The organism is Paracoccaceae bacterium Fryx2 (genome assembly GCA_032334235.1).
Taxonomy (GTDB): domain Bacteria; phylum Pseudomonadota; class Alphaproteobacteria; order Rhodobacterales; family Rhodobacteraceae; genus JAVSGI01.
Window position 1 is genome coordinate 1918118 of the sequence record JAVSGI010000005.1, and the last position, 25134, is coordinate 1943251.

Below are 25134 nucleotides of genomic sequence, written 5' to 3' on the forward strand. Positions count from 1 at the left end.
GTGCCTTCCCGAAGACCTGTCAGTGGAAGGACGAGAGGCGATGACGAGCGTGGCAACCCTGCAACCGGAACCGGCACCCATCGTGGCCTGCACGATTTCGCGCGACGTGCAGAACTTCGATCTGCTGATAGACGACATGGAAATCGAGCTTGGCGAAAGCTGGGGCGACCTGTCGTTCGACGACGCGCTGGTGTTTCTGGAACAGCCTGACGCGGCCACCGTGGAATTCGTGGCCATCGCCGTCGATGCCGAAGACGAGGTTGACCTGAGCCGGATCACCGCGATCATCCGCACCGCCAAGGGGCGCGGCATCAAGGTGGTGCTGATCGCCGATCAGGTCAGCCCGATCGCCCTGCACCAGTTGTTGCGGCTTGGCGCCGATGATTTCGTGCCCTATCCGCTGCCCGAAGGCGCGCTGCACGAGGCGATTGCGCGGATGCGTGCCCCCGCCCCTGCCCCGGCGCCGACGATGTCGGCACAAGCTCCCAGGGCCGCCCCGCCGGAACCCGAGGCCGACGCCCCGCCGCACCCCACCTTCCGCGCCAAGGGCGACCGCGACGGCGTGGTGCTGCCGGTGCACGGGCTGGCAGGCGGGGTCGGCGCCTCGACCTTCGCCTGCAACCTGGCGTGGGAACTGGCCAACATCACCAAGACCGACGGGCCGCGCGTCTGCCTGCTGGATCTGGACCTGCAGTATGGCGCGGCCTCGACCTGCCGCGCCGCGAGGCGGTGTTCGACATCCTGTCCGATACCGCTGCCGCCGACAGCGACGCCTTTCTGCAGGCCATGCTGACCTTCAACGACAGGCTGCACGTCTTCACCGCCCCCGCCGACATGCTGCCGCTCGACCTGGTGTCGGGCGAGGACATCGGGCGGATCATCGACATGGCGCAGGCCAATTTCGATTTCGTGGTGATCGACATGCCCAGCACCATCGTCAGCTGGACCGAAACCGTGCTGACCCGCGCCCATGTCTATTTTGCCCTGCTGGAACTTGACCTGCGCTCGGCCCAGAATGTGCTGCGGCTGGTGCGGGCGCTCAAGGCCGAAGGGCTGCCGCATGACAAGCTGCGCTATGTGCTGAACCGGGCGCCGAAATTCACCGACCTGGGGGCCAAAAGCCGGGTCAAGCGCATGGCCGAAAGCCTGGACATCGACATCGAGGTGCAACTGCCCGATGGCGGCTCGCAGGTGACGCAGGCCAACGACCACGGTCTGCCGCTGGCGGAAACCGCCGCCAAGAATGCGCTGCGCAAGGAAATCCAGAAGCTTGCGAAGTCGCTGTTTGATCTGAACAAGGCCGTCGAGTCCGGCAAGGGCTGACCGACCCCGGGGGGTATACGATGTTCTCGCGCTACAAGAAATCGAACGACGGCGGCGCCAAACCCGCGCAGATGGCGGCTGTCGGCGCGGCCACGCCGATGGCCCGGGTCACCACCCCTGCCCCGGGATCGGCCAAGCCCTCGCAGCAGGTGCGCCCTGCGGCCCCGCCGCGCGCGACCGCAGAGGCGGTGGCAGTGGACAAGGAGAAAAAGCGCAAGGACCGGCTGATGGAGCTGAAGGTCGAACTGCACAAGCGCCTGCTTGACAGTCTGAACCTTGCCGCCCTCGAACATGCCTCGGAAGCCAATCTCAAGGCCGAGATTGCCGCGATCAGCACCGAGGCGCTGGAAGAGATGAGCGTGGCGCTGAACAAGGACGACCGCATCGCCCTGTTCCAGGAACTTTACGACGAGGTGATGGGGCTTGGCCCGCTGGAACCGCTGCTGAAGGATGAAACCGTCAACGACATCCTGGTGAACGGCCCCAACCGCATCTTCGTCGAACGCGGCGGCAAGCTGGTGCTGACCGACATCACCTTCAAGGACGAACGCCACCTGCTGCGCATCATCGACAAGATCGTGTCGGCGGTGGGTCGCCGGGTCGATGAATCCAACCCCTATGTCGATGCGCGCCTGGCCGACGGCAGCCGCTTCAACGCCATGGTGCCGCCGGTGGCGGTGGATGGCAGTCTGGTCTCGATCCGGAAATTCAAGAAGGAAAAGCTGGGGATTCAGGATCTGGTGCGCTTCGGCGCCTTCACCGAGGAAATGGCGGCCTACCTTCAGGCCGCCGTGTCCACCCGGCTGAACATCATCGTGTCGGGCGGCACCGGGTCGGGCAAGACCACGACGCTGAACGCGCTGTCATCCTTCATCGACAACTCGGAACGCGTGCTGACCATCGAGGATACGGCGGAACTGCAGTTGCAGCAGGTCCATGTCGGCCGGATGGAAAGCCGCCCGCCGAACGTCGAAGGCAAGGGCGCCGTGACCCAGCGCGACTGCCTGCGCAACGCGCTGCGGATGCGCCCCGACCGGATCATCGTCGGCGAAACCCGCGGCGAGGAGGTGATCGACATGCTGCAGGCGATGAACACCGGCCACGACGGGTCGATGACCACGATCCACGCCAACAACGCCCGCGACGGTATCAGCCGTCTGGAAAACATGGTGGCGATGGCCGGGATCGAGATGCCGCTGAAAGCCGTGCGCAGCCAGATCGCCGCCGCCGTCAACCTGATCGTGCAGGCCTCGCGCCTGCAGGACGGCTCGCGCCGCATGGTCAGCATCACCGAGATCACCGGCATGGAAGGCGAGGTGATCTCGATGCAGGAAATCTTCCGCTTCGAACGTCTGGGCATGGCACCGGATGGCAAGATCATCGGGCGCTTCAACGCGACCGGCGTGCGATCGCACTACAGCGAACGCTTCCGCCAGTGGGGCTACGACCTGCCCGCCTCCATCTATGAACCCATCGTCTGAGGCTCGCCATGCAGATCAGCGCCGCCCCCCTCATCTACGTCCTGATCTTCGTCGCCGTGCTGGTGCTGGTCGAGGGCCTGTATCTGACCGTGTTCGGCAAGTCGATCAGCCTGAACAGCCGCATGAGCCGCCGCCTGGCCCTGCTGGAAAAGAACGGCAACCGCGAACAGGTTCTGGCGCAGTTGCGCAAGGAAATGGGTCAGCACCTGTCGGCCAAGGGCATCCCGCTCTATTCGATGCTGGCCGACAAGGCACAGAAGGCCAACATCGCGTTCTCGCCCAAGGCGCTGATCGGCATCATGGCCGGGCTCGCGGTGTTCAGCTACTTCGGCCTGACGATCGGCACCAGCGCCACGCCCCCGGTCCGCGCACTGGTCGCGGTGGTGATGGGGGTCGGTGGCGTCTATGTCTGGATCAACAAGAAGGCCAAGAAACGCATGGCCTTGCTGGAAGAACAGCTGCCCGACGCGGTGGAACTGATGGTGCGCAGCCTGCGGGTCGGGCACCCGTTTTCCTCGGCCATCGGCATCGTGTCGAAAGAGGTGCCCGACCCGCTGGCACCGAATTCGGCATGATCGCAGACGAGGCGGCCTATGGGCGCGACGTGGCCGAAAGCCTGAAGGTCTTTGCCGAACGGATGGACAGCCAGGACCTGCGCTTTCTGGCGGTGGCCGTGACCATCCAGCAGCAGTCGGGCGGCAACCTGGCCGAGATTCTGGACGGGCTGGCAAAGGTGATCCGCGCCCGGTTCAAGCTGTTCCGCCGCGTCAAGGCGATCACGGCCGAAGCCAAATGGTCGGGCATGTTCCTCTCGGCCTTCCCGATCGGGGCGCTGGTCATGGTGCTGATGCTGAAGCCGACCTACTTCGACGACGTGAAGGAAACGCCTGTCTTCATTCCCGCCGCCCTTGGCGTGGCGGTCTTTCTGATCATCAACGTCATCTTCATGAAGATGATGGTCAATATCAAGGTCTGAGGGAATCATCCGATGCTGAACGAGATCAACGCCTGGCTGACAGACCTGATCGGCCCGATGGGGCCGCTGGTTGCCCTTGGCGGTCTGGGGCTTGTGCTGATCCTCGTCACCCTGCCGGCGATGCTGAAGAAGCAGCCCGAACCGTTCGAGAAGATCAAGGCGCTTCGCACCACCTCGACGGTGGCCGCCCGGCCCGACCAACTGCTGCGCCGGGGCGACAAGGCCGACAAGCTTGAAAAGTTTGCGACCTTTCTTGAACCGCAGAACGAGGAGGAGCTTACCGCCTCGCGGCTCAAGATGCTGCGCGCAGGTTATCGCGCCAAGAATGCGGTGCGGATCTTCCACTTTTCGCAATTCGCACTGGGGATCGGCTTCCTGATCCTGGGGGTGATCTACACCATGGCGCTTTCGGCGAATGGCGAGGTGTCGACGCAGCAGATGGTGATTTCGACCATCGGCCCCGGAGCTGCGGGGTATTACCTGCCGCAATACTGGGTGCAACGCCGGATGCAGACCCGCAAGGATGAAATCGTCTCGGGCTTCCCTGATGCGCTGGACATGATGCTGGTCTGCGTCGAGGCCGGTCAGTCGCTGGACCAGTCGATCAACCGGATCGCCAGGGAAAGCCGCGCGGGCTACCCGGCCCTGGCCGACGAATTCGACATGGTCGCGCACGAGATCAAGGCCGGCAAGGAACGGGTGATGGTGCTGAAGGACATGTCCGAGCGGGTCGGCATCCCCGACGTGTCGTCGTTCGTCACCACGCTGGTGCAGTCGGCCACCTTTGGCACCTCGATCGCAGAGGCGCTGCGGGTCTATTCCGCCGAAATGCGCGACAAGCGCGTGATGCGGGCGGAAGAAAAGGCAAACACCTTGCCGACCAAGCTGACACTGGGCACAATGCTGTTCACCCTGCCGCCGCTGCTGATCATCCTGATCGGGCCATCGGTCGTCGGCATCGCCAAGAGCCTCGGAGGGGGCTGACCCCTGCGGCTCATCACCCTGCCCCTGCTGATCGGAAGTCTTGCGCTGGCCGCCTGTGACAAGGGCGGCCTTTCGCCGTCGGACATGGCGCGCAATGCGCCCCCCGGCGCCGACGCTCGTGGCGAGGGCGTGGATGGGCTGCTGGTCGGCCATCGGCTGATGGAGGCGGGCGAGCATGAACTGGCGCTGAAAGCCTATCTGCGCGCCGCCGGCGAACAGGGCATCAACGCCGATGTGCTTTCTGCGCTGGGGTCGGCCAACCTGGCGCTGGGTCGGCTGGGCCAGGCCGAACAACTGTTGCGCCGCGCGCTGGAGGAAGACCCGTCTTCGGTGCCCGCGACCAACAATCTGGGCGTGGTGCTGATGGAAAAGGGCATGGCGGGCGAGGCGCGGCTGGTCTTTCAGCAGGCCTATGCGCTCGACAGTGGCGAAACGGACTCGATCCGCGAGAATTTGCGCCGCGCTATCGCGGAAACCGAAAAATCGGTTTATGGTGACGATCAGCAGGAAGAAGAACACGATTTTTCCCTCGTGCGGCGGGGGCAGGGCCAATACGTCCTGCTGACGCAGCTTTAGGGACCGGGACGGACCGAGCAGTAAAAAAAGGACGCGAAATGCGCCACCTTACGTTTCTGGCGCTGTGCCTTTCGGGCACGGTTGCGCTGACCGCCTGTGGCCGATCCTCGGATGCCGAGGTTGACCGTGCGTTGAAGTCGGTGAACGTGATCGACGAAAGCAATCTCAACGACATCATGCTGACAGTGGGCGACCCCAACGAGGCGGTGAAGTATTTCTCGGGTGCATCGGCGCAGCAACCCGACCGGGTCGATCTGAAGCGCGGGCTGGCCAAGTCGCTGATCCGCGCCGGGCGCGCCGCCGAGGCTGTGGGCGTGTGGGAGGCCATCGCCAATTCGCCCGAAGGCACCGCCGACGACCGGGTTGACCTGGCCGATGCGCTGATCCGCACCAACGAATGGAAACGTGCCGAGACCGAGTTGAACAAGGTTCCGCCAACGCATGAAACCTTCCAGCGCTACCGGCTCGAGGCGATGGTGGCTGACAGCAACAAGAACTGGAAGAAGGCCGACAGTTTCTATGAAACCGCCGTCGGGTTGACCACAAAACCGGCCAACGTGCTGAACAACTGGGGCTTTTCCAAGATGACGCGCGCCGATTTCCCGGGCGCGGAAAAGCTGTTCCTTGAAGCGATCACCTACGACCCCAAGCTGTTCACCGCCAAGAACAATCTGGTCATGGCCCGCGGCGCGCAGCGCCGCTATGACCTGCCGGTTGTGCAGATGACCCAGACCGAGCGGGCGCAACTGCTGCACACCATGGCGCTGACCGCGATCAAGCAGGGCGACGTTTCGGTGGGCAAGGGCCTGCTGCAGGAAGCCATCGACACCCACCCGCAGCATTTCGAGGCCGCCTCGCGCAGCCTGGCTGCCCTTGACGCGAATGTGACCAACTGATGCAGGCGCCGATCAACGCCCTGTGGGTGCTGCCCTTCGTGACACCGATCGCGCTTTGGGTCGCGTGGTCCGACATGAAGTTCATGAGGATTCCGAACAAGGCGGTGCTGGCGCTGGCGGCGGTTTATCTGGTGGTCGGCTGGCTGGCGCTGCCGATGCAGGCCTGGCTCTGGGGCTGGGCGCTGGGGGCGATCGTGCTGGGCGTGGGGTTCATTGCCAATGCGGCACGGCTGGTCGGGGCGGGCGATGCGAAATTCGCCGCCGCCATGGCGCCGTTTTTCGTCGGGGCCGACCTGCGTTTCGTGCTGGCGCTGTTTTCCGCCTGCCTGCTGGGGGCCTTTGTCGGCCACCGCGCCTTGCGCGCCGTTGGCCCCTTCCGCAATGCCACCGCCGACTGGGCAAGCTGGACGCACGCCAAGTTCCCGATGGGCCTCGCCCTGTCGGGCACGATCCTGTTCTATCTCGCGGTCGCTGCGACCTTCCGCCAGACCGCTTCATGATTTGCTAAGTCGCCGCGGGCACACTCGACCCGCCCCCTGCACCCCCATGGCGAGGTGACGCCGATGAACATCCAGACCGGCTCGACGCCCAGCGTGCTGCCGCCGCCCTCGCCGAAATCCATGGCCGAAACCGGGCTGTCGGCGGTGATGATGCGCGACATCCTGCTCAAGACCATTTTCCGGATGAACATCGACCTCGTGTCGGAAATCTCGAAGATGATCTGCCTGCCGCCGCAGATCACGCAGGATCTGGTCGACGCGGCGCGCGGGCAAAAGCTGCTGGAGGCGACCGGCACGCTGCACGCCACCTCGGGCAACGAGATGGGCTATCAGCTGACCGACGCGGGCAAGGCACGCGCGCTGGATGCGCTGAGCCAGTCGGAGTATTACGGCGCGATGCCGGTCCCGCTGGAGGATTACAAGGCGCAGGTCAAGCGCCAGTCGGTGCGCGCGATCAAGCTGACGCGGGCCGAGCTCTTGCGCGGCATGGGCCACCTGATCCTGCCAGATGACCTGATCGACAACCTTGGCCCGGCGGTGACCTCGGGGCGCTCGATCCTGATGTATGGCCCGCCGGGCAACGGCAAATCGAGCATTTCCAACGGCATCCGCGACGCGCTCGGCGACAAGATCTATGTGCCGCGCGCGCTGGAATATTCGGGCCAGGTGATCACGGTCTATGACCCCATCGTGCATTCGGCGGCGGAATCGGCGGTCGATGACCCCAACAGCCTGCGCCGCACCTCGAACCGCTTCGACAACCGCTATGTGTTCTGCGAGCGCCCGACGGTGATCACCGGGGGCGAGCTTTCGCTGGACATGCTCGATCTGACCTACAACCCCACCGCGCGCACCTATCAGGCGCCGCTGCAACTGAAATCGACCGGCGGGATCTTCATCGTCGACGACCTTGGCCGCCAGGCCGAACCGCCGCAGAAACTGGTCAACCGCTGGATCGTGCCGCTGGAGGAAAGCCGCGATATTCTGGCGCTGCAATCGGGCGAAAAGTTCACCGTGCCGTTCGACACGCTGGTGATCTTTTCCACCAACTTCCACCCGAACGAGATCTTCGACGGCGCGGCGCTGCGGCGGATCTTCTTCAAGATCAAGATCGACGGGCCGAGCCAGGAGAATTTCCTCAAGATCTTCGCCATGGTGGCGCGCAAGAAGAAGATGCCGCTGGACGAGCGCGCGCTGGTGCATCTGATGAAGGTCAAGTTCCCGACCATCGCCAACAACTATGCCAATTATCAGCCGAACTTCCTGATAGACCAGATGATCGCGGTCTGCGAGTTCGAGGGCATCCCGAACCAGATGACCCCCGACCTGATCGATCGGGCCTGGGGCAACATGTTCGTGCGCGACGAGATGATCGCGCGGTAGCGGCAGACAGCGGGGGATTTCACCCCCCGCACCCCGGCGGCCAGCAGCGTGAGGGCGTTCACATGGTTTGATGATAGGCGGAGAAAACTGCAAGCAAAATCATTGGCTTGTCGATTTCAAGTTTCACATGGTTTGATGACGAAGGGGGCAGATGGGTGGTCCCAGGCGCGGGTGTTTAAGTGGGCAACAAAAAAACCGTGTGAATTCAATGGGCCTTTTTAGAGGCTGTGGGCGCGTCTGCACCGACCCTACACCTGTTGCAAACCCGCTGGTTTGCGTTGTGCGTTTTTTTCGAGGCCAAAGACTAACGATTGTCGGGCGCGTGCGGTGGCTGCGCGGTACTTAAGTTGGGATTTTCAACCTCGTCTTCGGCAAGCTGCGCTGCAACGCGCAAGGCGGTGGCGGATGGGTCGCGCAGGTCCTCTTGGAGGATCAGCGCCGCAGCCGAACCGAGGTCTATCTTCAATGTTTCCATCTTTAGCCGAAGCTCGGCGGCTGCCCTATAGACCACGAACCAGAACGGCTTGGTGTCGAGGAACGCAGCAAGGGCGGCGTCAAGATTGGCGCTGCCGACCACGGGCTGGCGCAGAATGCCGTATCGGGGCAATGCAACTGCCAAGGCGCGATCATGCAGTTCGGGCCAAACGTCATGTGCCGCCACATCCAGAATCTTCGCGAACTTCTGCGGCACCCGGCCGCGCGAACGCCAGTTAGAAATAGTGCTCTTGTCGATTTCCAGCTTGGCCGCAAGTTCCGCGTCGTTGTGGGCACCGATGACGCTTCTAAGCGCTGAGATAGTCGCATCCACGCTGAGCACCGATTCACTCCATCTTGACAAGGTTATATTTCACCGCAATAGTTGCCATGAAAACTATTGCGGTGAACGAGCATGATGAATGTTAACATACCGGAAGACGCAGCGGAGCGCCATAGGCGCATCCGCGCTGGGTTTGTTACTCGCGGCACAACACTGCGCGGATGGTGCATCAGGCGTGGTGTGCACCCCAGAATGCCCGGGACGGGGCCGAAGGCAACGGCGCTGGTAGACGAACTCTTGGCGGCTTCCGGGGTGCCTTCGGCGTCGGCGGGATGCTTCGGATCGACGAGGCACAAACCTCGTTGATCGCAACACACGCGGCAGCGACAATTGGCATTGCCTAGAATGGCTTAGGATGATGTCGGAAGACGGGATGTTCTCGCTTGTTTTCTGCGGTGGTCTGGAACTTCGCGAAATTGAGACGCGGCTGCCGGGACTTTGGCGGCGCATGCGGCGGACCATCGTGCCACGGGTTCCCAAGGGCGATGTGGCGGCCGTCGCCGCAAGTTGGGGCCTATCTGACCCCAAGACGGCGGACCTGCTGTTTGGCGTTTCGCGCAGGCACGGCGGCGCACTTGGCGACATGGTATCCGCTTGTCGGGAAACCCGTCTGATTGCAGCAACCGACAACCGACGACGAATGATCTACTTGCGGCGCTCGAATCCTTGGGCTGGCTCGCGATGGGGGGAAAGTGATGCGTCAGATGATCCTTGTGATGACCCTCACCGATGAAGAACAGGCGCTTTGGGCCGGTCGCAGCGCAATGGTTGTCGCGCTGAACGATCAGGAGGCGCAGGAGCTGAAGGAGTCCATCAACGCGGTGGATGACTTCGTGACCTTGGCCGCGCGGGCTTTCACCACGCTTGAACAGGTGCTTGAAACCCGCGCCAGTGCCGAACCCGACATTGCCAAGACGCTTGCCATGCTGCGCGAACCCGCGCGGAAGGCCGTCATGCTGAGTGATCGCACACGCGAGCTGCTTGGCCGCGCCGTCTTCATTGGCCCGAAGACTGAGAAGGGAAAGCTGCAATGACCCGCCCGGCATTCGCTTTGGAGTTGCCGACCGACTCCGACATGGTAACGATCCGCCTGACCCACGAAGAGGCATCACGCCTGGAACTGGCGACGGCGGAAGTGCCCTACCTTCTGGGACATGCAGAAAACGTCTTCAGCTTTCTCTGGAGATTGGCAGAGCGGAAGCAGGTCGATCACGATGAACCCGGTCTGACCAGCCTCTATGAGCTGTGCGGTCGCGCCTACAAGCACGCGGCGGCGCAGGAGGGCGCGGCAATCAGCATGTTCGACGCGAAGCTTCGCACGGCGATGGGCGAGAGGGCGCGGGCAGAGCTGGCGCGCAAGGCGGGCGGGCAACGGGACACGACGTTTGGCAGAGGAGAACCGGAATGACGATAAGCAAGCAACAGAAGGCCATCCTGCATGTGGCGTGAGCGCGACGAGCGGGGCATCTTGCGCACTGGTGGGCGTTTGCGGAGATTTGTCGCCTGACTTGCGAGGAGCACAGGTGAATGGATTGGGTTGAACCGCCCCGGGTTTACCGGAGGGCAAAACTCTCGGAGAATTGCCCGTTATGGAACAGACCTCAAAGAAGAAGACCTCGAAGCCGTATTCACCTGAGTTCCGCGAGCGTGCGGTGCGGCTGGCGATGGAACACCGCGATGATTATCAGAGCGAGGCTGCGGCGCTGACGGCGATTGCAGGTAAATTGGGCTGTTCGACGGACAGCCTTCGCGTCTGGATGCGACAGGTCCAGCGCGATGGTGGCGAACGGCCGGGACCTACCAGCGCTGAGATCGCGCGGATCAAAGAGCTTGAGCGCGAGAACCGGGAACTGCGGCAAGCGAACGAGATTCTGCGCAAAGCTTCAGCGTATTTTGCCCAGGCGGAGCTCGACCGCCCGTTTCGCAAATGACTGCTTTCATTGAGGAAAGCCGAGAGGCATTCGGGGTCGAGCCGATCTGCAGGGCACTGCAGTTTGCCCCTTCCACCTTTTATGACCGGCGGGCGATCATGCGTGATCCTGACCGGGCCTCGGCCCGGGCCAAATCGGATGCCGCCCTGAGCCTCAAGATCGACGCGGCCTGGGATGCCAACCGCAAGCTCTATGGCGCGCGGAAGATCTGGCATGTTTTGCGACGGCAGGGTGAAGACGCCGCCCGCTGCACCGTGGAACGATTGATGCGCCATCTGGGCATCAGGGGCGTGGTCCGTGGCAAGAAGGTCATCACGACCAATCCTGACACGTCTCTGCCTTGCCCGGACGACAAGGTGAACCGGCTGTTCATGGCGGATCGGCCGAACAAGCTGTGGGTTTCAGATTTCACCTATGTGCCCACATGGTCCGGCACCGTCTACGTGGCCTTCGTCATCGACGTCTTTGCACGTCGTATTGTCGGTTGGCGCGTCTCGACATCGATGAAGACCCAGTTTGTGCTCGACGCGCTGGAGCAAGCGATCTGGCAAAGAAAGACGCCGGATAACAAGAGCTTGGTCCACCATTCGGACCGCGGATCACAATACCTGTCGATCAAATACACCGAACGCCTGGCCAAGGCCGAGATCGACCTTTCCGTTGGAACAGTTGGCGATGCCTATGACAACGCCTTGGCTGAATGCGTCATCGGCCTGTTCAAGACAGAGGTCATCAACCAGATCGGCCCCTGGAAATCAATGCGCGAGGTCGAATGGGAAACGCTGAAATGGATCGATTGGTATAACAACCGCCGCCTGCTTGGCCCAATCGGATACATCCCACCCGCAGAAGCAGAGGAGGCGTTCTATGCAAACCTGAACTCACTCGATATGGTCGCGTAGTCATTGAACAAACCACCCTCCGGTAAACCCGGGGCGGTTCAGGTCGAAGCTGATGCCATGCTTCAAGGCAGGCATGAAGACGGAGATTATCGCCGGATCGAGGTGATAACGGGGAAGCGGCGTAGACGTAACTGGACCGCCGAGGAGAAGGCAAGGATCGTTTCGGAGAGCGCGGAGCCGGGTGCGTCCATTTCCGACGTGGCGCGCCGTTGGGGTGTGAACCGAGGCCTGCTGACGGTTTGGCGACGCCATGTTGGCCTGGTTCAGGCGCGTCCGACACGCGGGACCGCAACGGGGCTGCACTTCGTCCCGATATCGATTGCCGACGACGATCGTCCTCTTTGTCTGGATGCGGCGGTTTCCGGTCTGGCGAGTGATCCGCGAGGTTCTGCGGAGCCAGGACGGATCGAGGTGGAGATCGGCAGCAACCGGATGGTGGTGACTGGCCGGGTGGATCCGGCCGTTGCGGCTGCGATGGTGGCAGCCCTGCGTCGGTCGCGATGATCTCCTTCGCGGGTGGGATCAAGGTCGTGGTGGCGACGCAACCGGTGGACTTTCGTCGTGGTCTGAACGGGCTGGTCGCCCTGATCACCGCGGCGCTGGCTGCAGACCCCTATTGTGGCGATGTCTTTGTCTTTCGCCCCAAGCGTCGCGACCGGTTGCGCCTCGTCTTTTGGGATGGCAGCGGAATGGTGGTCGCCACGAAATGGCTGGAAAGCGGCCAGTTCATCTGGCCGCCTGTTCGGGATGGCGCGATCTGGCTGACCCGGGAAGAGTTCGCTCTCCTCGTGGCTGGTCTCGACTGGACGCGGGTGCAGAGAATTCAGGTGAAGAGGCCTGTCCGGGCAGCGTGAAGCTGCTGTATTCGCTTGAAGATTATGGGCTTCATGGTAGGTTTTGCCATGGCGTCCTGCACCGTTTCCCTTCCCTCGGATCCCGCACGGTTGAAGCGGATGGTTCTGGCCCTTCAGGCCGAGAACGCGGATCTGCGTGTCTATGCCGACCTTCTTCGGCTGATGATCTTCGGGGCGAAATCGGAGAAGATGGCGGCCCTCGATCCTGCGCAGATTGCGCTCGATCTGGGTGATCTGTCGGATATCGCCACGACGGGCCCAGCGGCGGCCAACGACGATGCGCCCGGCTCCGGGGGGCCGCCGCGACGCAAGCCTCGTGCCGCGTCACGCAACATGGGCGCCTTGCCTGTGCATCTGCCGCGGCACGAAGAGGTCATCGAGCCGAAGAACACCATCTGCCCCTGCTGCAACCTGGCACTTCACCGCATCGGGGAAGACATTAGCGAGGCGCTCGACATCGTGCCCGCCCTGCTGCGCGTGATCCGCACGATCCGGCCGAAATACGCCTGCCGGTCCTGCGAAGACGGCGTCAGCCAGGCTCCAGCCCGGGCGCGGGTGATGAACGGTGGCATGGCGACCACGGCGCTGGTCGCGCATGTCGTCGTCGCGAAGTTCGGCTGGCACCTTCCGCTTTACCGCCAGGCGCAAATGCTTGCGGGCGCAGGCCTCGACATCGACCGGGGCACCCTCGGAGGCTGGGTCACCCGGGCCGCCTGGTGGCTCAAGCCGCTGCACGAGCGTCTGCTCGGCTTCATCCGGGCGCAGCCCCGCGTCTTCTGCGACGAGACCCCATTGCCGCGGCTCGATCCGGGCCGAGGCAGGACGAAGGTCTGTCAGTTGTGGGCACAGGCAATCGATGATCGGCCATGGAAGGGTCCGGCGCCGCCGGCCGTGGGCTATGTCTTCACGGAAGGTCGCGGAACGGATGATCTGGAGGCCCAACTGGGGCGTTTCGGCGGCGTTCTCCAAGTCGATGGCTATGGCGCCTACAAGAGCCTGGCCAAGCGGCGGCGCAAGAGCAATGTCGCCCCGCTGCGCCTGGCGTTCTGCCTTGCCCATGCCCGCCGCAAATTCGCCGATGTGGTCAAGACCACCGGGTCGACGGAGGCGCTGGCGGTCATAGGCACGATCGCCGAGATCTACCTCATCGAAAGCCGCATCCGCGGGCTGAACGCCGAGGCTCGCCTGACAGCGCGAAAGGCAGAAAGTGCCGTCCTCATGTCGGCGCTGAAGGCGCAGCTCGAGCAGCTGATGGCCGAGGTCTCATCAAAGTCCTCGATCGGCAAGGCTGCTGCCTATACCCTCGGGCACTGGCAGGGCCTGACGGCGCCCTCCGGGCCTCCGTCCGCCTTCGTTCGATCCACCGGATCGAACGATCGCCATGCGACCGGCTCCCGAAGCCTCGACGACGGCAGGATCGAGGTGGACAGCAATATCGTCGAGCGCTCGATCAAGCCGGTGTGCCTTACGCGCAAGAATGCGCTCTTCGCCGGCTCGAAGCGTGGTGGCGAAAGCTGGGCCATTCTGGCCTCGCTGGTGAACACGGCCAAGCTCAACGGCATCGACCCGGAACTCTGGCTTGCGGACGTTCTGGAGCGCATCGTCTCCGGTGCCACCCCAATCAATCGGCTCGACACGTTGCTGCCCTGGACCTGGAAGGCCGAGCGCGAGGCACAGAGACACAGCGAGGTCTTGGCGGCATGACGGGTTCTCCGGCCGCTTCGCCCCGGAAGATGCTGGATGAGGCATCTTTCGTGGAGTTCCTGCGGAAGCGGCGGCCGCAGCCGCCCGCCTTCACGATGGACGGGCTCGACGGCTATCTCACCGCGTTGATCGTCGGGCCGCGCTTCATCGACCCGCGGAAGTGGATCCCGCTGTTCGTCGGCGACACGGCCTTGATGGCTCCCGAAGAGACAGATGAGGCCCGTGCCCTGCAAACACTCGTGCCCGCCTACAACGCCATCTCCACAGGTCTTGCCGAAACGCCGGACGCTTGGCGTCCCCGCCTTGCTCTGCGGGACAATGGCACCTTCGATCCGTTCTTCTGGTGGATCGGCTTCCTCGCCGGGACTGACTTCGCCCCCCGGATCTGGCGGCCAGTACTGCATGGCCAACCCGAAACCGGCGATATCATCGCTCCCATTCGCGAGATGTCGGAACCGCACGCAATCCTGGACCAGACCGGGGTCATCGGCGTGGCAAAGGCGGTGGTCGCCATCCGCACCTACTTCATGCCGCGCCGCGCAAAGTCCCCCATCTGACGCGCCGTCCCGATGTCAAGAGCGCAAGGCCGCGTCCCGCTCGTGACGCTTACCATGTGGCGAAGGCCAAGCTCGGCCTGGATGACGACACCTATCGGCGCGTCCTGGCGAAGTGCGCGGGCGTCACCAGCTCGACCGAGCTGGATCAGGCGGGTTTCGATGCCGTCATGGGGTTTCTCGATCATGTCGGTTTGCGCCCGCTGGTGGCGGACGGGCCGTCCTATGGCAAGCGGGCGGGCTTTGCCTCGCCGGGTCAGGTGGAGCTGATCCGCACCCTGTGGATGGATCTGCATCAGGCGTGCGAGCTGGACGAGGCCGCGCTGTGCGGCTGGTTGCTGAAGTGGTTCAAGGTGAGCTCGCTGCGCTTCCTGACCGTGGCACAGGCCCCCAAGGTGATCACCGCCCTGAAGGCGTGGAAGTCGCGGGCGCGGGCGGCGTGACTGGGGCGCGACCTGGACGGGGTGCAAGAATGGGCGGCGCGGGAAATCGTGCCGCCCTTTGCCATTGCCGCAGACTCCATAGGAAGGCCGTGGAAGGCCCTTTCGTGTTCCGGGCCACCTGACTACCGGAAACCCCCTCACCCCGTTTAATTTCGTCGGACACCTGTTTAATTTCACGATCCTGATTGGCAGGCTCCGTTGACCGCGCATCCGGGCCGGAATATCGTGCCGATTGGCGCGGTGTACCCCGATTGGGAAGGGGGCTGTTCGAGAGATCGAAGACCTGACGCTGGTTCGAGTCCAGCCCCGCGCCACCCCCTTCAACCCATCCCGCCGCTTTCCCCCGCAAGGGTGTGCGGGTGTTTTGCACGCGCGCGCGCGGGTATCGTCCTTCCATCCACAACGGCTTGTCCCAAGCCGCCATGACAGGAAGGGCCTACCGCCGTGATCATCGACAGCCAAACGCTGGACCTTGCCTTTCGGGGCTTCAAGACCGTCTATTCCGATGCCTTCGCCGCCGCCCCGGCCCATGCCGACAAGATCGCCATGACGGTCCCCAGCGCCAGCCGCGACGAAACCTGTGGCTGGCTTGGCATGTTCCCCCGCCTGCGGGAATGGGTCGGGCAGCGCCACGTCAACGGGCTGAAGGCGCACGGCTTCACCATCGCGAACCGCAAGTTCGAGGCGACGGTTTCGGTCGGCCGCACCGACATTGCCGACGACAAGCTTGGCCTCTTCAAGCCGATGTTCGCGGAAATGGGGCAGGACAGTCGCCGCCACCCCGAAGATCTGGTCTTCGGCCTGCTGAAGGCGGGCTTCACCACCAACTGTTTCGACGGTCAGAACTTCTTCGACACCGATCACCCTGTGGAACTGGTGGCCGGGGCCGAGCCGGTTTTGGTCAGCAACATGCAGGCGGGATCGGGCGCGCCCTGGTTCCTGCTGGACACGTCGCGCGCCGTGCGCCCGATCATCTGGCAGGAACGCGAGAAGTACGAGTGTTGCGCGACAACCATCTTGGCCGGTGCCGACAACCACCTTGGCCGGTGGGGCTGAACGGAAGACGGGCATGCCCGTCTGGAGGGCAGCCGCACCGGCTTGATTGATTTCGGGGAAGGTGCTGGTCGCTGCGGGTTGGTAAGCCGGGTTCCTCTGCCGTCAAACGGAGGATCCGGGTTGGCCTACAAACCCATCACCGACCAGCAATTGAGATTATACATGTCCGACCTCCGATATCACAGTCAGCGCACGTCGGCCGCCCGCGCCGGGTTCAGCGAGCGCACGGCCCGACGGTTCGATGCCGATCCGACGCTGCCCTCGAACCGCAAGATCGTTCACGGGCGCACGGTGGCCGATCCCCTCGAAGGCTTTTGGGAGGGCGACATCCTTCCCTTGCTGGAGAGGGACAGCGCCTTGCAGGCCGTCACCCTGCTGCGCCACCTTCAGGGCCTGCACCCGCTGGCCTTCCCCGATGACCGCATCCGGCGCACCCTGGAACGGCGGGTGCGGCAGTGGCGGGCGTTGAACGGGCCCGAGCGCGACATCATCTTCCGCCAGACGCCGGAGCCGGGCCGCATGGCCCAGTCCGACTTCACTCATGCCGAGGAGCTGGAGGTGACGATCGCGGGCCAGCTATTCCCGCATCTGCTCTACCACTTCGTCATGGTGCGTGTTTCGCTTGATGGTGGGCATCGATTTCACGGGATCATGGGCAGTCATTTCGCGTGAAGCTGGGCACTGATTTCGCGGGATCGCGGGCAGGTCTGGTCGGCAAATTGAGGATAGTTGCGCCTTCAGGAATGAAGGGGTGGCTTGATGCCGACAGGACGATTGAACATGCGCCGGATACGAGATGTTTTGCGATTGAAGCTTGGGCAAGGCCTGAGCGAGCGGTCCATTGCCGCTTCCCTCGGTCTGAGCAAGGGGAGCGTCGGAAGCTACACCCAACGGGCGCGTCATGCCGGGCTCACGTGGCCCTTGCCGGAGGGGATCGATGACGACAGCCTTGAACTTCTTTTGTTTCCAGCCCCGCCCACGGTGCCGGACGCGGAGCGGCTTGTGCCCGACTGGGCGGAGATTGACCGCGAGTTGCGCCGCCCTGGGGTGACGCGGATGCTGCTCTGGGAAGAATACCGTGCCGCGCACCCCGGGGGTTTTGCCTATACTTGGTTTTGCACGCATTACGAGGCTTGGAAGGGTCGGGTGCGCCCGACGATGCGCCAGACACATGTGGGCGGCGAGAAGGTGTTCGTTGACTTTGCCGGCGACACCATCGACGTGATCGACCCCACGACCGGCGAAGCGCGGGCCATGAAGCTGTTCGTGGCGGCAATGGGGGCATCGAATCACACCTATGCCGAGGCGGTGGCATCGGAGGGGTTGGAAGATTGGATCCTCGCGCATATCCGGATGTTCGCCTTTCTGGGCGGCGTGCCAAAGGCGGTGGTTCCGGACAATCTGAAGTCCGCCGTGATCAAGGCAGACCGGTTTGATCCGGGGCTGAACCGGACCTATGCCGAGATGGCGGCGCATTATGGCACCGCCGTTCTGCCCGCCCGGCCGCGCAAACCCCGGGACAAGGCGAAGGTGGAAGTGGCTGTCCAAGTGGCACAACGCTGGATTCTGGCGCGGCTGCGGAACCACCGGTTCTTCTCATTGGCCGAGTTGAACGTGGCGATCCGGCGGCTGCTGGACGAGTTGAACATGCGCGTGATGCGCGGCTATGGCGCCAGCCGCGCCGATCTGTTTGCCACTTTGGATCGGCCCAATCTTCAGCCCCTACCGCCCGAACCTTATGTCTTCGCCCGCTGGAAGCGCGCCCGCGTGGCACCCGACTATCACGTTGAGGTCGACAGCTCATGGTATTCCGTGCCCTTCGCGCTGATCAAACAAGAGGTCGATGTTCGCACAAGCGGCCAGACGGTCGAGATATTCCATCGTGGTCAGAGGGTTGCGAGCCACGTGCGCACCCCGGGGCGGCGCAGCCATGTCACCGTGGCCGACCATATGCCATCGGCCCATCGTCGCTTTGCCGAATGGACCCCGGCCAGAATGCTGGCGCAGGCAACCAAGACCGGCCCCGCCGTCGCCGCCTTTTGCGAGATGGTGATGGCTGACCGCCCCCATCCTGAACAGGGGTTCCGCACCTGCCTGGGTGTGCTGGCCTTGGTCAAAACCTATGGGCCGGAGCGCGTTGATGCGGCCTGCCAGCGGGGTGTGACCATCCGGGCCCGCACCGTCACCTCCATTCGTTCGATCCTCAAGACCGGCCTCGATCGCGCCTTCCTGGAAGGCTCCGAAGAGGTCGCCCCCCTCCAGCACGCCAACATTCGTGGCGGCAGCTATTACCATTGAGAAAGGACTAAAATGCTGACCCATCCCACCCACGACCGACTGTTGGCGCTCGGCCTGACCGGCATTGCATCGGCGCTCGAAGAACAACGCAGGTCAACCGCCTTCGACGCCCTCTCGTTCGAAGAGCGTCTCGGCCTGCTGGTCGACCGCGAGGCTGCAGAGCGCGACACCAAGAAACTGGCCTCCCGGCTCAAGTTTGCGGCTCTGCGCCAAGATGCCAGCGTCGAGGATCTGGACCTGCGCAGCCCACGTGGTCTTGACCGCAGTGTCATGGCGCATCTTGCCGATGGCGGCTGGATCGCCCGGCACGAGAACCTGCTGATAACCGGGCCGACCGGTTTGGGCAAAAGCTGGATCGCCTGCGCCCTTGGCCACAAGGCGTGCCGGGATGGGCGGCCCGTCCTCTATCAACGTGCGCCGCGCATGTTCGAGGCCCTTGCTCTGGCCCGTGGCGATGGCCGCCATGAACGCATCCTCAAAACCATCGCCCGCATGGATGTGCTGATCATTGACGATTGGGGCCTCGCCGTCCTCACCGCCCCGGAGCGCCGTGACCTGCTGGAAATCCTCGAAGACCGCCACGGCCGCGCTTCCACCATCGTCACAAGCCAACTCCCCGTTGACCAGTGGCACGAAGCCATCGGCGACCCAACGCTCGCAGATGCCATCCTCGACCGCCTCGTTCACAACGCACACCGCCTCACCCTCTCAGGTGAAAGCCTGCGCAGGCGCTCCGCCGTCACAAAAAAGCTTGACCAAATCGTTCAAGCCTGACTCCATGAAAGCGTCGGCCAGCCTGCCCACGATCCCGTGAAATGACTGCCCAGAATGGCGCGAAACGCGTGCCCACGATCGCGCGAAATCAGCGCCCATTCTCCGCGAAATCCGCAGTCATGGTCTACAGCCGGTGGGAGCATGTCGGGGTGGTCCTGGGCGGGGAGAGCTTCACGGCCCTGGCCGAGAACCTGCAGCAGGCGCTCTGGTCGCTCGGCGGGGCACCACAGGAGCATCGCACCGACAGCCTCTCGGCCGCTTTCCGCAACCTGACGGCTGACCAGCGCCAGGATATCACCACGCGCTACAATGCCTTCGTCGGCCATTACGGCATGGAGGCCAGTCGCAACAACCGCGGGGAAGCTCATGAGAACGGCGCGGTGGAATCCCAGAACCGGCACCTGAAGAAGGCCATCGAACAGGCGCTGATCCTGCGCGGCAGCCGCGACTTCGCCAGCATTGAGGACTACCGCCGCTTCATCGACATTCTGGTGGCACGGCGCAACCGGCAGCGGGCGGCGGCCACGCAGGTGGAACGGGCGCATCTGAAGCCCCTGCCGCGCCGGCGCACCACCGACTTTACAGAGACCGTGGTTCCGGTCACCCGCACCAGCGGCTTTCTGGTCAAGAGCATCTTCTACAGCGCCCCGTCGCAGCTGATCGGGCAGCGCTTGCGGGTCCACCTTTACGACGATCGCCTTGAGGCCTTTCTCGGCAGCACCCTGGTCGTCAGCCATACAAGGGCGCGTGGTCGCGGCGACGGCCATCGCGTGCATGTCATCAACTACCATCACGTCATCCATGCGCTGCGGCGCAAACCGCAAGCCCTGTGGAGTTCGATCTACCGCGACAGCCTGTTCCCGCGAACCGAATACGCTGAGGCCTGGAAGGTGCTGCAGCGCGATCTGCCCCGCCGCGACGCCTGCCGCCGCATGGTCGACCTGCTGTTCATCGCCCACGACCGGGCCTGCGAGGCGGAACTGGCACATCTCCTGACGGACGATCTCGACGCCGGCCGGGCGCCGGACCCTGACCTGCTGATGCTCCGCCTGAGCCCCAAGCAAACGGCGCTGCCGACAGATTGAACCGCCCCGGGTTTACCGGAGGGTGGTTTGTTCAATGACTACGCGACCATATCGAGTGAGTTCAGGTTTGCATAGAACGCCTCCTCTGCTTCTGCGGGTGGGATGTATCCGATTGGGCCAAGCAGGCGGCGGTTGTTATACCAATCGATCCATTTCAGCGTTTCCCATTCGACCTCGCGCATTGATTTCCAGGGGCCGATCTGGTTGATGACCTCTGTCTTGAACAGGCCGATGACGCATTCAGCCAAGGCGTTGTCATAGGCATCGCCAACTGTTCCAACGGAAAGGTCGATCTCGGCCTTGGCCAGGCGTTCGGTGTATTTGATCGACAGGTATTGTGATCCGCGGTCCGAATGGTGGACCAAGCTCTTGTTATCCGGCGTCTTTCTTTGCCAGATCGCTTGCTCCAGCGCGTCGAGCACAAACTGGGTCTTCATCGATGTCGAGACGCGCCAACCGACAATACGACGTGCAAAGACGTCGATGACGAAGGCCACGTAGACGGTGCCGGACCATGTGGGCACATAGGTGAAATCTGAAACCCACAGCTTGTTCGGCCGATCCGCCATGAACAGCCGGTTCACCTTGTCGTCCGGGCAAGGCAGAGACGTGTCAGGATTGGTCGTGATGACCTTCTTGCCACGGACCACGCCCCTGATGCCCAGATGGCGCATCAATCGTTCCACGGTGCAGCGGGCGGCGTCTTCACCCTGCCGTCGCAAAACATGCCAGATCTTCCGCGCGCCATAGAGCTTGCGGTTGGCATCCCAGGCCGCGTCGATCTTGAGGCTCAGGGCGGCATCCGATTTGGCCCGGGCCGAGGCCCGGTCAGGATCACGCATGATCGCCCGCCGGTCATAAAAGGTGGAAGGGGCAAACTGCAGTGCCCTGCAGATCGGCTCGACCCCGAATGCCTCTCGGCTTTCCTCAATGAAAGCAGTCATTTGCGAAACGGGCGGTCGAGCTCCGCCTGGGCAAAATACGCTGAAGCTTTGCGCAGAATCTCGTTCGCTTGCCGCAGTTCCCGGTTCTCGCGCTCAAGCTCTTTGATCCGCGCGATCTCAGCGCTGGTAGGTCCCGGCCGTTCGCCACCATCGCGCTGGACCTGTCGCATCCAGACGCGAAGGCTGTCCGTCGAACAGCCCAATTTACCTGCAATCGCCGTCAGCGCCGCAGCCTCGCTCTGATAATCATCGCGGTGTTCCATCGCCAGCCGCACCGCACGCTCGCGGAACTCAGGTGAATACGGCTTCGAGGTCTTCTTCTTTGAGGTCTGTTCCATAACGGGCAATTCTCCGAGAGTTTTGCCCTCCGGTAAACCCGGGGCGGTTCAGATGTCACCGTCGCCCATCCCTCGCTCGACAGCTTCGATGCCCTTCTGGGAGCCTGCGCATGACCTCCCGCGAGATCGACATCCACACGCTGCCCGGCATGCTGACCGCGCTGCGCCTGCCCAGCTTCCACAAGCTTTGGGCCGACATCGCCACCCGTGCCGACACCGAAGGCTGGCCCGCTGCCCGCTTTCTGGCTGTCCTCGCGGAATACGAACTGGCCGAGCGCGACATGCGCCGCATTCAGCGCCACATGAACGAGGCACAGCTACCGGCTGGCAAGACGCTGGCGACCTTCGACTTCAAGGCGCTGCCAACCCTGCCGCGCGCCCGGATCGAGGCCTTGGCGGCCGGCGACTGGCTGGAGGGCGGCGGCAACCTGATCGCCATCGGCAATTCCGGCACGGGCAAAACGCACATTCTCTGCGCGATAGGCCATGCCCTGATCGAGCGGGGACACCGCGTGTTCTATACCCGCACCAGCGATCTGGTGCAGCGACTTCAGGCCGCCCGCCGCGATCTGGTGCTCGAAGCCGCGCTCGCCAAGCTCGACAAGTTCGACCTGATCATCCTCGACGACATCACCTACGCCCACAAGGATCAGGCCGAGACAGGCGTGCTCTTCGAGCTGATCGCCCGGCGCTACGAATGCCGCAGCATCGCGATCGCCGCCAACCAGCCCTTCAGCGGCTGGGACCAGATCTTCCCGGACAAGGCGATGACCGTCGCCGCCATCGACCGGCTGGTTCATCACGCAGCGATCCTGGAGATGAATGCCGAAAGCTTCCGCCAGCGCGCGGCCGCCTCCAACAAAGAGGCGCTGAGCAGACCGCCAACGACAACCATCGCCGACAACAAGGACAAAGGAGAAGGCTGAGCGAAAAACAATTCCAGATACGCCAACCCAGCGGCCTAAAACCGGCCAACGTGGTTGACGGTCACGGACATGCTGGTTGACGCGCTACATACGAGTTCCAGTCGATCACCGGCGCCAACGACCAGCATGTGTTCATGAACGACGAGTACATCTACGGCGTCCGGGCGCGGGTCAATGCGGGCTTCGGTCTCTGGCAGCTTGCTTACGGCTCCAAAGCCGACCTGACCGAAGAGACCTACGCTGCCGCGCGGGCCGCGATGATGGACTTCAAGAGCGACGGCGGGCGCATCCTGGGCGTGCCCCCGACTGTCCTGGTGGTGCCGCCGTCACTGGAAAGCGCGGCGCTGCACCCGCTGAACACCGAAACGAAGGACGGCGGCGGGTCGAACCCCTGGAAGGGCACGGCGGAACTGATCGTCACGCCGTATGTGGCCTGACGCCATGCCCGGGCTTGCCCTTGGCATCTGCGACCGCGCCCTTGCGCCGGGCGGTTCCGCGCCCGAATGGGTGCAGCTCTTCCCGGAAGGGCGGATGACCGGGCGCGACGGTCGCGAATTCGATCTGGCGGACCCGGCCGCCCTGGTGCTGGCCTTCCAGTCGGCCGGCGTCGATCTGCCGATCGACTACGAACACCAGAACGACCGGCCGGAAGCCAAGCTGAACGGCCCGGTTCCGGCGGCGGGCTGGATCAAGGAACTGAAGATCGCGGCAGGCGGGCTCTGGGGCCGGGTGGAATGGACGGCAACAGCGCGCGAGATGATCGGCAACCGGGAATACCGCTACCTGTCCCCGAGCTTCCTTTTCCCAGGAAGACACCATGCCCCCCGAAACCACCCCCGCCGCAGCGCGCTACGCCCGCCTTGCCGAAGCCCTGAAGCTCGGGCCGGACGCAACCGAAGAAGAGATGCTTGCCGCCCTGGCAGAGCTGCTGAAGGCCAAGGGCACTGATGCCCCGGACCCGGCCAAGTTCGTGCCGGTCGAGACGGTGCAGGCCATGCTGGCCGAACGCAACCTGACCCTTGCCACCGCCTCAGAAGGTCGCGGATGCCCTGCGGCGCGGCTACATTTCGCCAGCGATGAAGGGATGGGCCACCGCGCTCTGCATGAACGACGAGGCGAGCTTTGACCGCTTCGTTGCCAGCACGGTGCCGCCCTTTGCGCATCTCCTCAAGCCGTCGCACATGGGCGCGCAGCCGCCGGGAAGCCCCGCGTCGCGCACCGGGTCTGACATGGCGGAAGCCGTCTGCGCGCAGCTCGGGCTGCCTCCGGGCACGCTGAGGGATTGAAGATCGGGTCGGGGAAACCCGGCCTGATGCCAGCGGAGAAGAGAGAGCTCCGCGAGTGGCACCCCGCCGGCCGGATTTTTTTTTCCTGGGCCGGTTGGCGGGGGGTCGGGCGAAACACCGCAAAGCAGGAACCTTCCCGAATGACAGAACTCGCGCGCCCCTTCCCCCGGCCAACCGCGCAGGTGGAACCCTACTTCAACGTGCTGGGCGCGGAGCTGACCGTTGAATTCCTGCTGACCTTCGACGGGGCGGAACTCTACCTGGCAGCCGAACCCAAGGGCCGGTCCCGCCTTGAAACTCTGGTCGGACCGGACAAGGCCCGCGCTCTGGGCAGGTCCACCCGGATCACGCAACGCCGCGTCCCGCTTGCCAAGGCATGGCTTGCCGCCGTCCTGGAATGGCAGGGCCATTCCACCGCCGATATCGCCCGGACGCTCCGCACCAGCGACATCAGCGTCCGGAAATGGCTGAAGGTGGCAGAAGAACGGCGGGTGGGATGACGGAGGGCCGCGATTCCCCTCATTGCCTAGCACCACGGCTGGCGCCGCAGTGGGCTCCTGTACCGCGAAATTTTCCAGTGTCGTCATCCCGACGGGAGACATAACCGATGACCACCGATTCCCGCAACACCGCTGCAAGCGACAATCGTGCCCTGATCAGCGATGCCCTGACCGAGTCGCGCCAGCTCCTCGCCCTGCTTGAGGCTGCCACCAGTGCTGCGACCCGCGCCAGTGCCGCCCTTTCAAGTGCCCTTGAACACGGCGTTCAACAGGGTGTTGAAGCCCTGCCCGCGTCCGATGCGCCGGTCTCCGATCATCGCCGGTAACACCGCTCCGGCCCGCCCGCCAAGATCGACAACGACCCCGAGCTTGCCGCCTTCATCCGCGCCTGGATCGACCGGCTGACCTTCGTCCAGATCGCCGATGCGGTCGCCGCGCACTTCGCCGCGCAACGCCACGTCAAACGCTCCGCAATCCACGCCTGGTGGCAACGCAACCGCCCGCCCAAGCCGAAGCGCCGCTCACCCCGGACAAGCTCGGTCCGTCCCGGGTAGCCTCCGGACGTCGCTCCTCTTCCGTTATCAAACCGTCTGGAGGAGATAA

Annotated in this window: 28 protein-coding genes, 1 tRNA gene, 2 pseudogenes and 2 other annotated features; of the genes and pseudogenes, 27 read left to right on the forward strand and 4 right to left on the reverse strand. The window is 63.7% G+C overall.

Annotation, left to right across the window (positions count from 1 at the left end):
* Positions 1 to 40: 40 nt before the first annotated feature.
* The 8 genes and pseudogenes from RNZ50_18520 to RNZ50_18555 all read left to right on the forward strand — a co-directional run bounded on the left by RNZ50_18520 (position 41) and on the right by RNZ50_18555 (position 8119).
* Positions 41 to 1323 (forward strand): annotated as a pseudogene (locus RNZ50_18520) (AAA family ATPase).
* A gap of 20 nt (positions 1324 to 1343) precedes the next feature.
* Complete coding sequence (locus RNZ50_18525; protein MDT8856991.1) at positions 1344 to 2804, forward strand: ATPase, T2SS/T4P/T4SS family; 1461 nt, start codon at positions 1344 to 1346, stop codon at positions 2802 to 2804.
* 8 nt (positions 2805 to 2812) lie between these two features.
* Positions 2813 to 3780, forward strand: a pseudogene (locus tag RNZ50_18530) (type II secretion system F family protein).
* A 12-nt stretch (positions 3781 to 3792) separates the two neighbouring features.
* On the forward strand, positions 3793 to 4764 hold the full coding sequence (locus tag RNZ50_18535; protein MDT8856992.1) for a type II secretion system F family protein: 972 nt from the start codon (positions 3793 to 3795) through the stop codon (positions 4762 to 4764).
* Between the two features lie 84 nt (positions 4765 to 4848).
* On the forward strand, positions 4849 to 5340 hold the full coding sequence (locus RNZ50_18540) for a tetratricopeptide repeat protein (GenBank protein ID MDT8856993.1): 492 nt from the start codon (positions 4849 to 4851) through the stop codon (positions 5338 to 5340).
* Between the two features lie 38 nt (positions 5341 to 5378).
* Positions 5379 to 6236, forward strand: coding sequence for a tetratricopeptide repeat protein (locus tag RNZ50_18545; protein ID MDT8856994.1), 858 nt, complete (start codon positions 5379 to 5381; stop codon positions 6234 to 6236).
* Positions 6236 to 6736 carry a prepilin peptidase gene (locus RNZ50_18550; GenBank protein MDT8856995.1) on the forward strand — a complete coding sequence of 167 codons (501 nt, stop codon included), beginning with the start codon at positions 6236 to 6238 and terminating at the stop codon, positions 6734 to 6736. Before RNZ50_18545 ends, RNZ50_18550 begins: the two co-directional genes overlap by 1 nt.
* Before the next feature lie 63 nt (positions 6737 to 6799).
* On the forward strand, positions 6800 to 8119 hold the full coding sequence (locus RNZ50_18555) for an ATPase (protein MDT8856996.1): 1320 nt from the start codon (positions 6800 to 6802) through the stop codon (positions 8117 to 8119).
* Positions 8120 to 8423: 304 nt separating this feature from the next.
* Here RNZ50_18555 and RNZ50_18560 read toward each other — a convergent pair whose 3' ends face one another.
* Positions 8424 to 8927, reverse strand: coding sequence for a helix-turn-helix domain-containing protein (locus RNZ50_18560; protein ID MDT8856997.1), 504 nt, complete (start codon positions 8925 to 8927; stop codon positions 8424 to 8426).
* 704 nt (positions 8928 to 9631) lie between these two features.
* Between RNZ50_18560 and RNZ50_18565 the strand changes: the two genes are divergently transcribed.
* The 14 genes from RNZ50_18565 to RNZ50_18630 all read left to right on the forward strand — a co-directional run bounded on the left by RNZ50_18565 (position 9632) and on the right by RNZ50_18630 (position 20537).
* The gene (locus RNZ50_18565; protein ID MDT8856998.1) at positions 9632 to 9970 is read left to right on the forward strand and encodes a hypothetical protein; all 339 of its coding nucleotides are present in this window, start codon (positions 9632 to 9634) and stop codon (positions 9968 to 9970) included.
* Positions 9967 to 10344: a hypothetical protein gene (locus tag RNZ50_18570; GenBank protein MDT8856999.1), complete on the forward strand. Its 378-nt coding sequence runs from the start codon at positions 9967 to 9969 to the stop codon at positions 10342 to 10344. Before RNZ50_18565 ends, RNZ50_18570 begins: the two co-directional genes overlap by 4 nt.
* 181 nt (positions 10345 to 10525) lie before the next feature.
* Positions 10526 to 11769, forward strand: a protein-coding gene (locus tag RNZ50_18575; protein ID MDT8857000.1) for an IS3 family transposase whose coding sequence is annotated in 2 segments (ribosomal slippage) — positions 10526 to 10829 and positions 10829 to 11769 — 1245 coding nt in all. Because the reading frame shifts where the segments join, the coding sequence is not laid out codon by codon here.
* Positions 10822 to 10938, forward strand: a sequence feature (AL1L pseudoknot). It overlaps the preceding gene by 117 nt.
* Before the next feature lie 96 nt (positions 11770 to 11865).
* On the forward strand, positions 11866 to 12273 hold the full coding sequence (locus RNZ50_18580) for a transposase (GenBank protein ID MDT8857001.1): 408 nt from the start codon (positions 11866 to 11868) through the stop codon (positions 12271 to 12273).
* Positions 12270 to 12623 (forward strand): IS66 family insertion sequence element accessory protein TnpB, encoded by a 354-nt coding sequence (gene tnpB / locus RNZ50_18585; protein MDT8857002.1) that lies wholly within the window; start codon positions 12270 to 12272, stop codon positions 12621 to 12623. The genes RNZ50_18580 and tnpB overlap by 4 nt, the downstream gene beginning before the upstream one ends.
* 48 nt (positions 12624 to 12671) lie before the next feature.
* Complete coding sequence (locus tag RNZ50_18590; protein ID MDT8857003.1) at positions 12672 to 14327, forward strand: IS66 family transposase; 1656 nt, start codon at positions 12672 to 12674, stop codon at positions 14325 to 14327.
* A gap of 29 nt (positions 14328 to 14356) precedes the next feature.
* The gene (locus tag RNZ50_18595) at positions 14357 to 14884 is read left to right on the forward strand and encodes a YecA family protein (GenBank protein MDT8857004.1); all 528 of its coding nucleotides are present in this window, start codon (positions 14357 to 14359) and stop codon (positions 14882 to 14884) included.
* A 56-nt stretch (positions 14885 to 14940) separates the two neighbouring features.
* The gene (locus RNZ50_18600) at positions 14941 to 15324 is read left to right on the forward strand and encodes a regulatory protein GemA (GenBank protein ID MDT8857005.1); all 384 of its coding nucleotides are present in this window, start codon (positions 14941 to 14943) and stop codon (positions 15322 to 15324) included.
* Positions 15325 to 15558: 234 nt separating this feature from the next.
* Positions 15559 to 15638 (forward strand) — tRNA-Leu (locus tag RNZ50_18605).
* A 130-nt stretch (positions 15639 to 15768) separates the two neighbouring features.
* Positions 15769 to 16380: a Mu-like prophage major head subunit gpT family protein gene (locus RNZ50_18610; GenBank protein ID MDT8857006.1), complete on the forward strand. Its 612-nt coding sequence runs from the start codon at positions 15769 to 15771 to the stop codon at positions 16378 to 16380.
* Between the two features lie 120 nt (positions 16381 to 16500).
* On the forward strand, positions 16501 to 17052 hold the full coding sequence (locus tag RNZ50_18615) for a hypothetical protein (protein MDT8857007.1): 552 nt from the start codon (positions 16501 to 16503) through the stop codon (positions 17050 to 17052).
* 87 nt (positions 17053 to 17139) lie between these two features.
* Complete coding sequence (gene istA, locus RNZ50_18620; GenBank protein ID MDT8857008.1) at positions 17140 to 18678, forward strand: IS21 family transposase; 1539 nt, start codon at positions 17140 to 17142, stop codon at positions 18676 to 18678.
* Between the two features lie 12 nt (positions 18679 to 18690).
* On the forward strand, positions 18691 to 19452 hold the full coding sequence (gene istB / locus RNZ50_18625) for an IS21-like element helper ATPase IstB (GenBank protein ID MDT8857009.1): 762 nt from the start codon (positions 18691 to 18693) through the stop codon (positions 19450 to 19452).
* A 41-nt stretch (positions 19453 to 19493) separates the two neighbouring features.
* A complete protein-coding gene (locus tag RNZ50_18630; protein MDT8857010.1) occupies positions 19494 to 20537 on the forward strand; it encodes a hypothetical protein in 1044 nt (347 codons plus the stop codon).
* Positions 20538 to 20575: 38 nt separating this feature from the next.
* Here RNZ50_18630 and RNZ50_18635 read toward each other — a convergent pair.
* Positions 20576 to 21819 (reverse strand): IS3 family transposase gene (locus tag RNZ50_18635; GenBank protein ID MDT8857011.1). Its coding sequence is split into 2 segments (ribosomal slippage): positions 20576 to 21516 and positions 21516 to 21819, totalling 1245 coding nucleotides; the frame shifts between segments, so codons are not numbered across the junction.
* Positions 21407 to 21523, reverse strand: a sequence feature (AL1L pseudoknot). It overlaps the preceding gene by 117 nt.
* Before the next feature lie 110 nt (positions 21820 to 21929).
* On the opposite strand from RNZ50_18635, the gene istB (RNZ50_18640) reads away from it, so the two are divergent.
* Positions 21930 to 22745 carry an IS21-like element helper ATPase IstB gene (gene istB / locus RNZ50_18640; GenBank protein ID MDT8857012.1) on the forward strand — a complete coding sequence of 272 codons (816 nt, stop codon included), beginning with the start codon at positions 21930 to 21932 and terminating at the stop codon, positions 22743 to 22745.
* A gap of 134 nt (positions 22746 to 22879) precedes the next feature.
* Entirely contained in the window at positions 22880 to 23182 is a 303-nt protein-coding gene (locus RNZ50_18645) for a Mu-like prophage major head subunit gpT family protein (GenBank protein MDT8857013.1), read from the forward strand.
* Here the strand turns inward: RNZ50_18645 and RNZ50_18650 are convergent.
* Positions 23163 to 23564 (reverse strand): hypothetical protein, encoded by a 402-nt coding sequence (locus tag RNZ50_18650; protein MDT8857014.1) that lies wholly within the window; start codon positions 23562 to 23564, stop codon positions 23163 to 23165. The genes RNZ50_18645 and RNZ50_18650 overlap by 20 nt on opposite strands.
* Between RNZ50_18650 and RNZ50_18655 the strand changes: the two genes are divergently transcribed.
* The 3 genes from RNZ50_18655 (at position 23563) to RNZ50_18665 (ending at position 24531) form a co-directional block, all read left to right on the forward strand.
* Positions 23563 to 23871, forward strand: a complete 309-nt coding sequence (locus RNZ50_18655) for a hypothetical protein (protein MDT8857015.1) — start codon at positions 23563 to 23565, stop codon at positions 23869 to 23871. The genes RNZ50_18650 and RNZ50_18655 overlap by 2 nt on opposite strands.
* Positions 23822 to 24031, forward strand: coding sequence for a hypothetical protein (locus RNZ50_18660; protein ID MDT8857016.1), 210 nt, complete (start codon positions 23822 to 23824; stop codon positions 24029 to 24031). Before RNZ50_18655 ends, RNZ50_18660 begins: the two co-directional genes overlap by 50 nt.
* Before the next feature lie 140 nt (positions 24032 to 24171).
* Positions 24172 to 24531: a helix-turn-helix domain-containing protein gene (locus tag RNZ50_18665; GenBank protein MDT8857017.1), complete on the forward strand. Its 360-nt coding sequence runs from the start codon at positions 24172 to 24174 to the stop codon at positions 24529 to 24531.
* A 242-nt stretch (positions 24532 to 24773) separates the two neighbouring features.
* On the opposite strand, the gene RNZ50_18670 is transcribed toward RNZ50_18665, so the two are convergent.
* Positions 24774 to 24989 (reverse strand): hypothetical protein, encoded by a 216-nt coding sequence (locus tag RNZ50_18670; GenBank protein MDT8857018.1) that lies wholly within the window; start codon positions 24987 to 24989, stop codon positions 24774 to 24776.
* Positions 24990 to 25134: the final 145 nt, after the last annotated feature.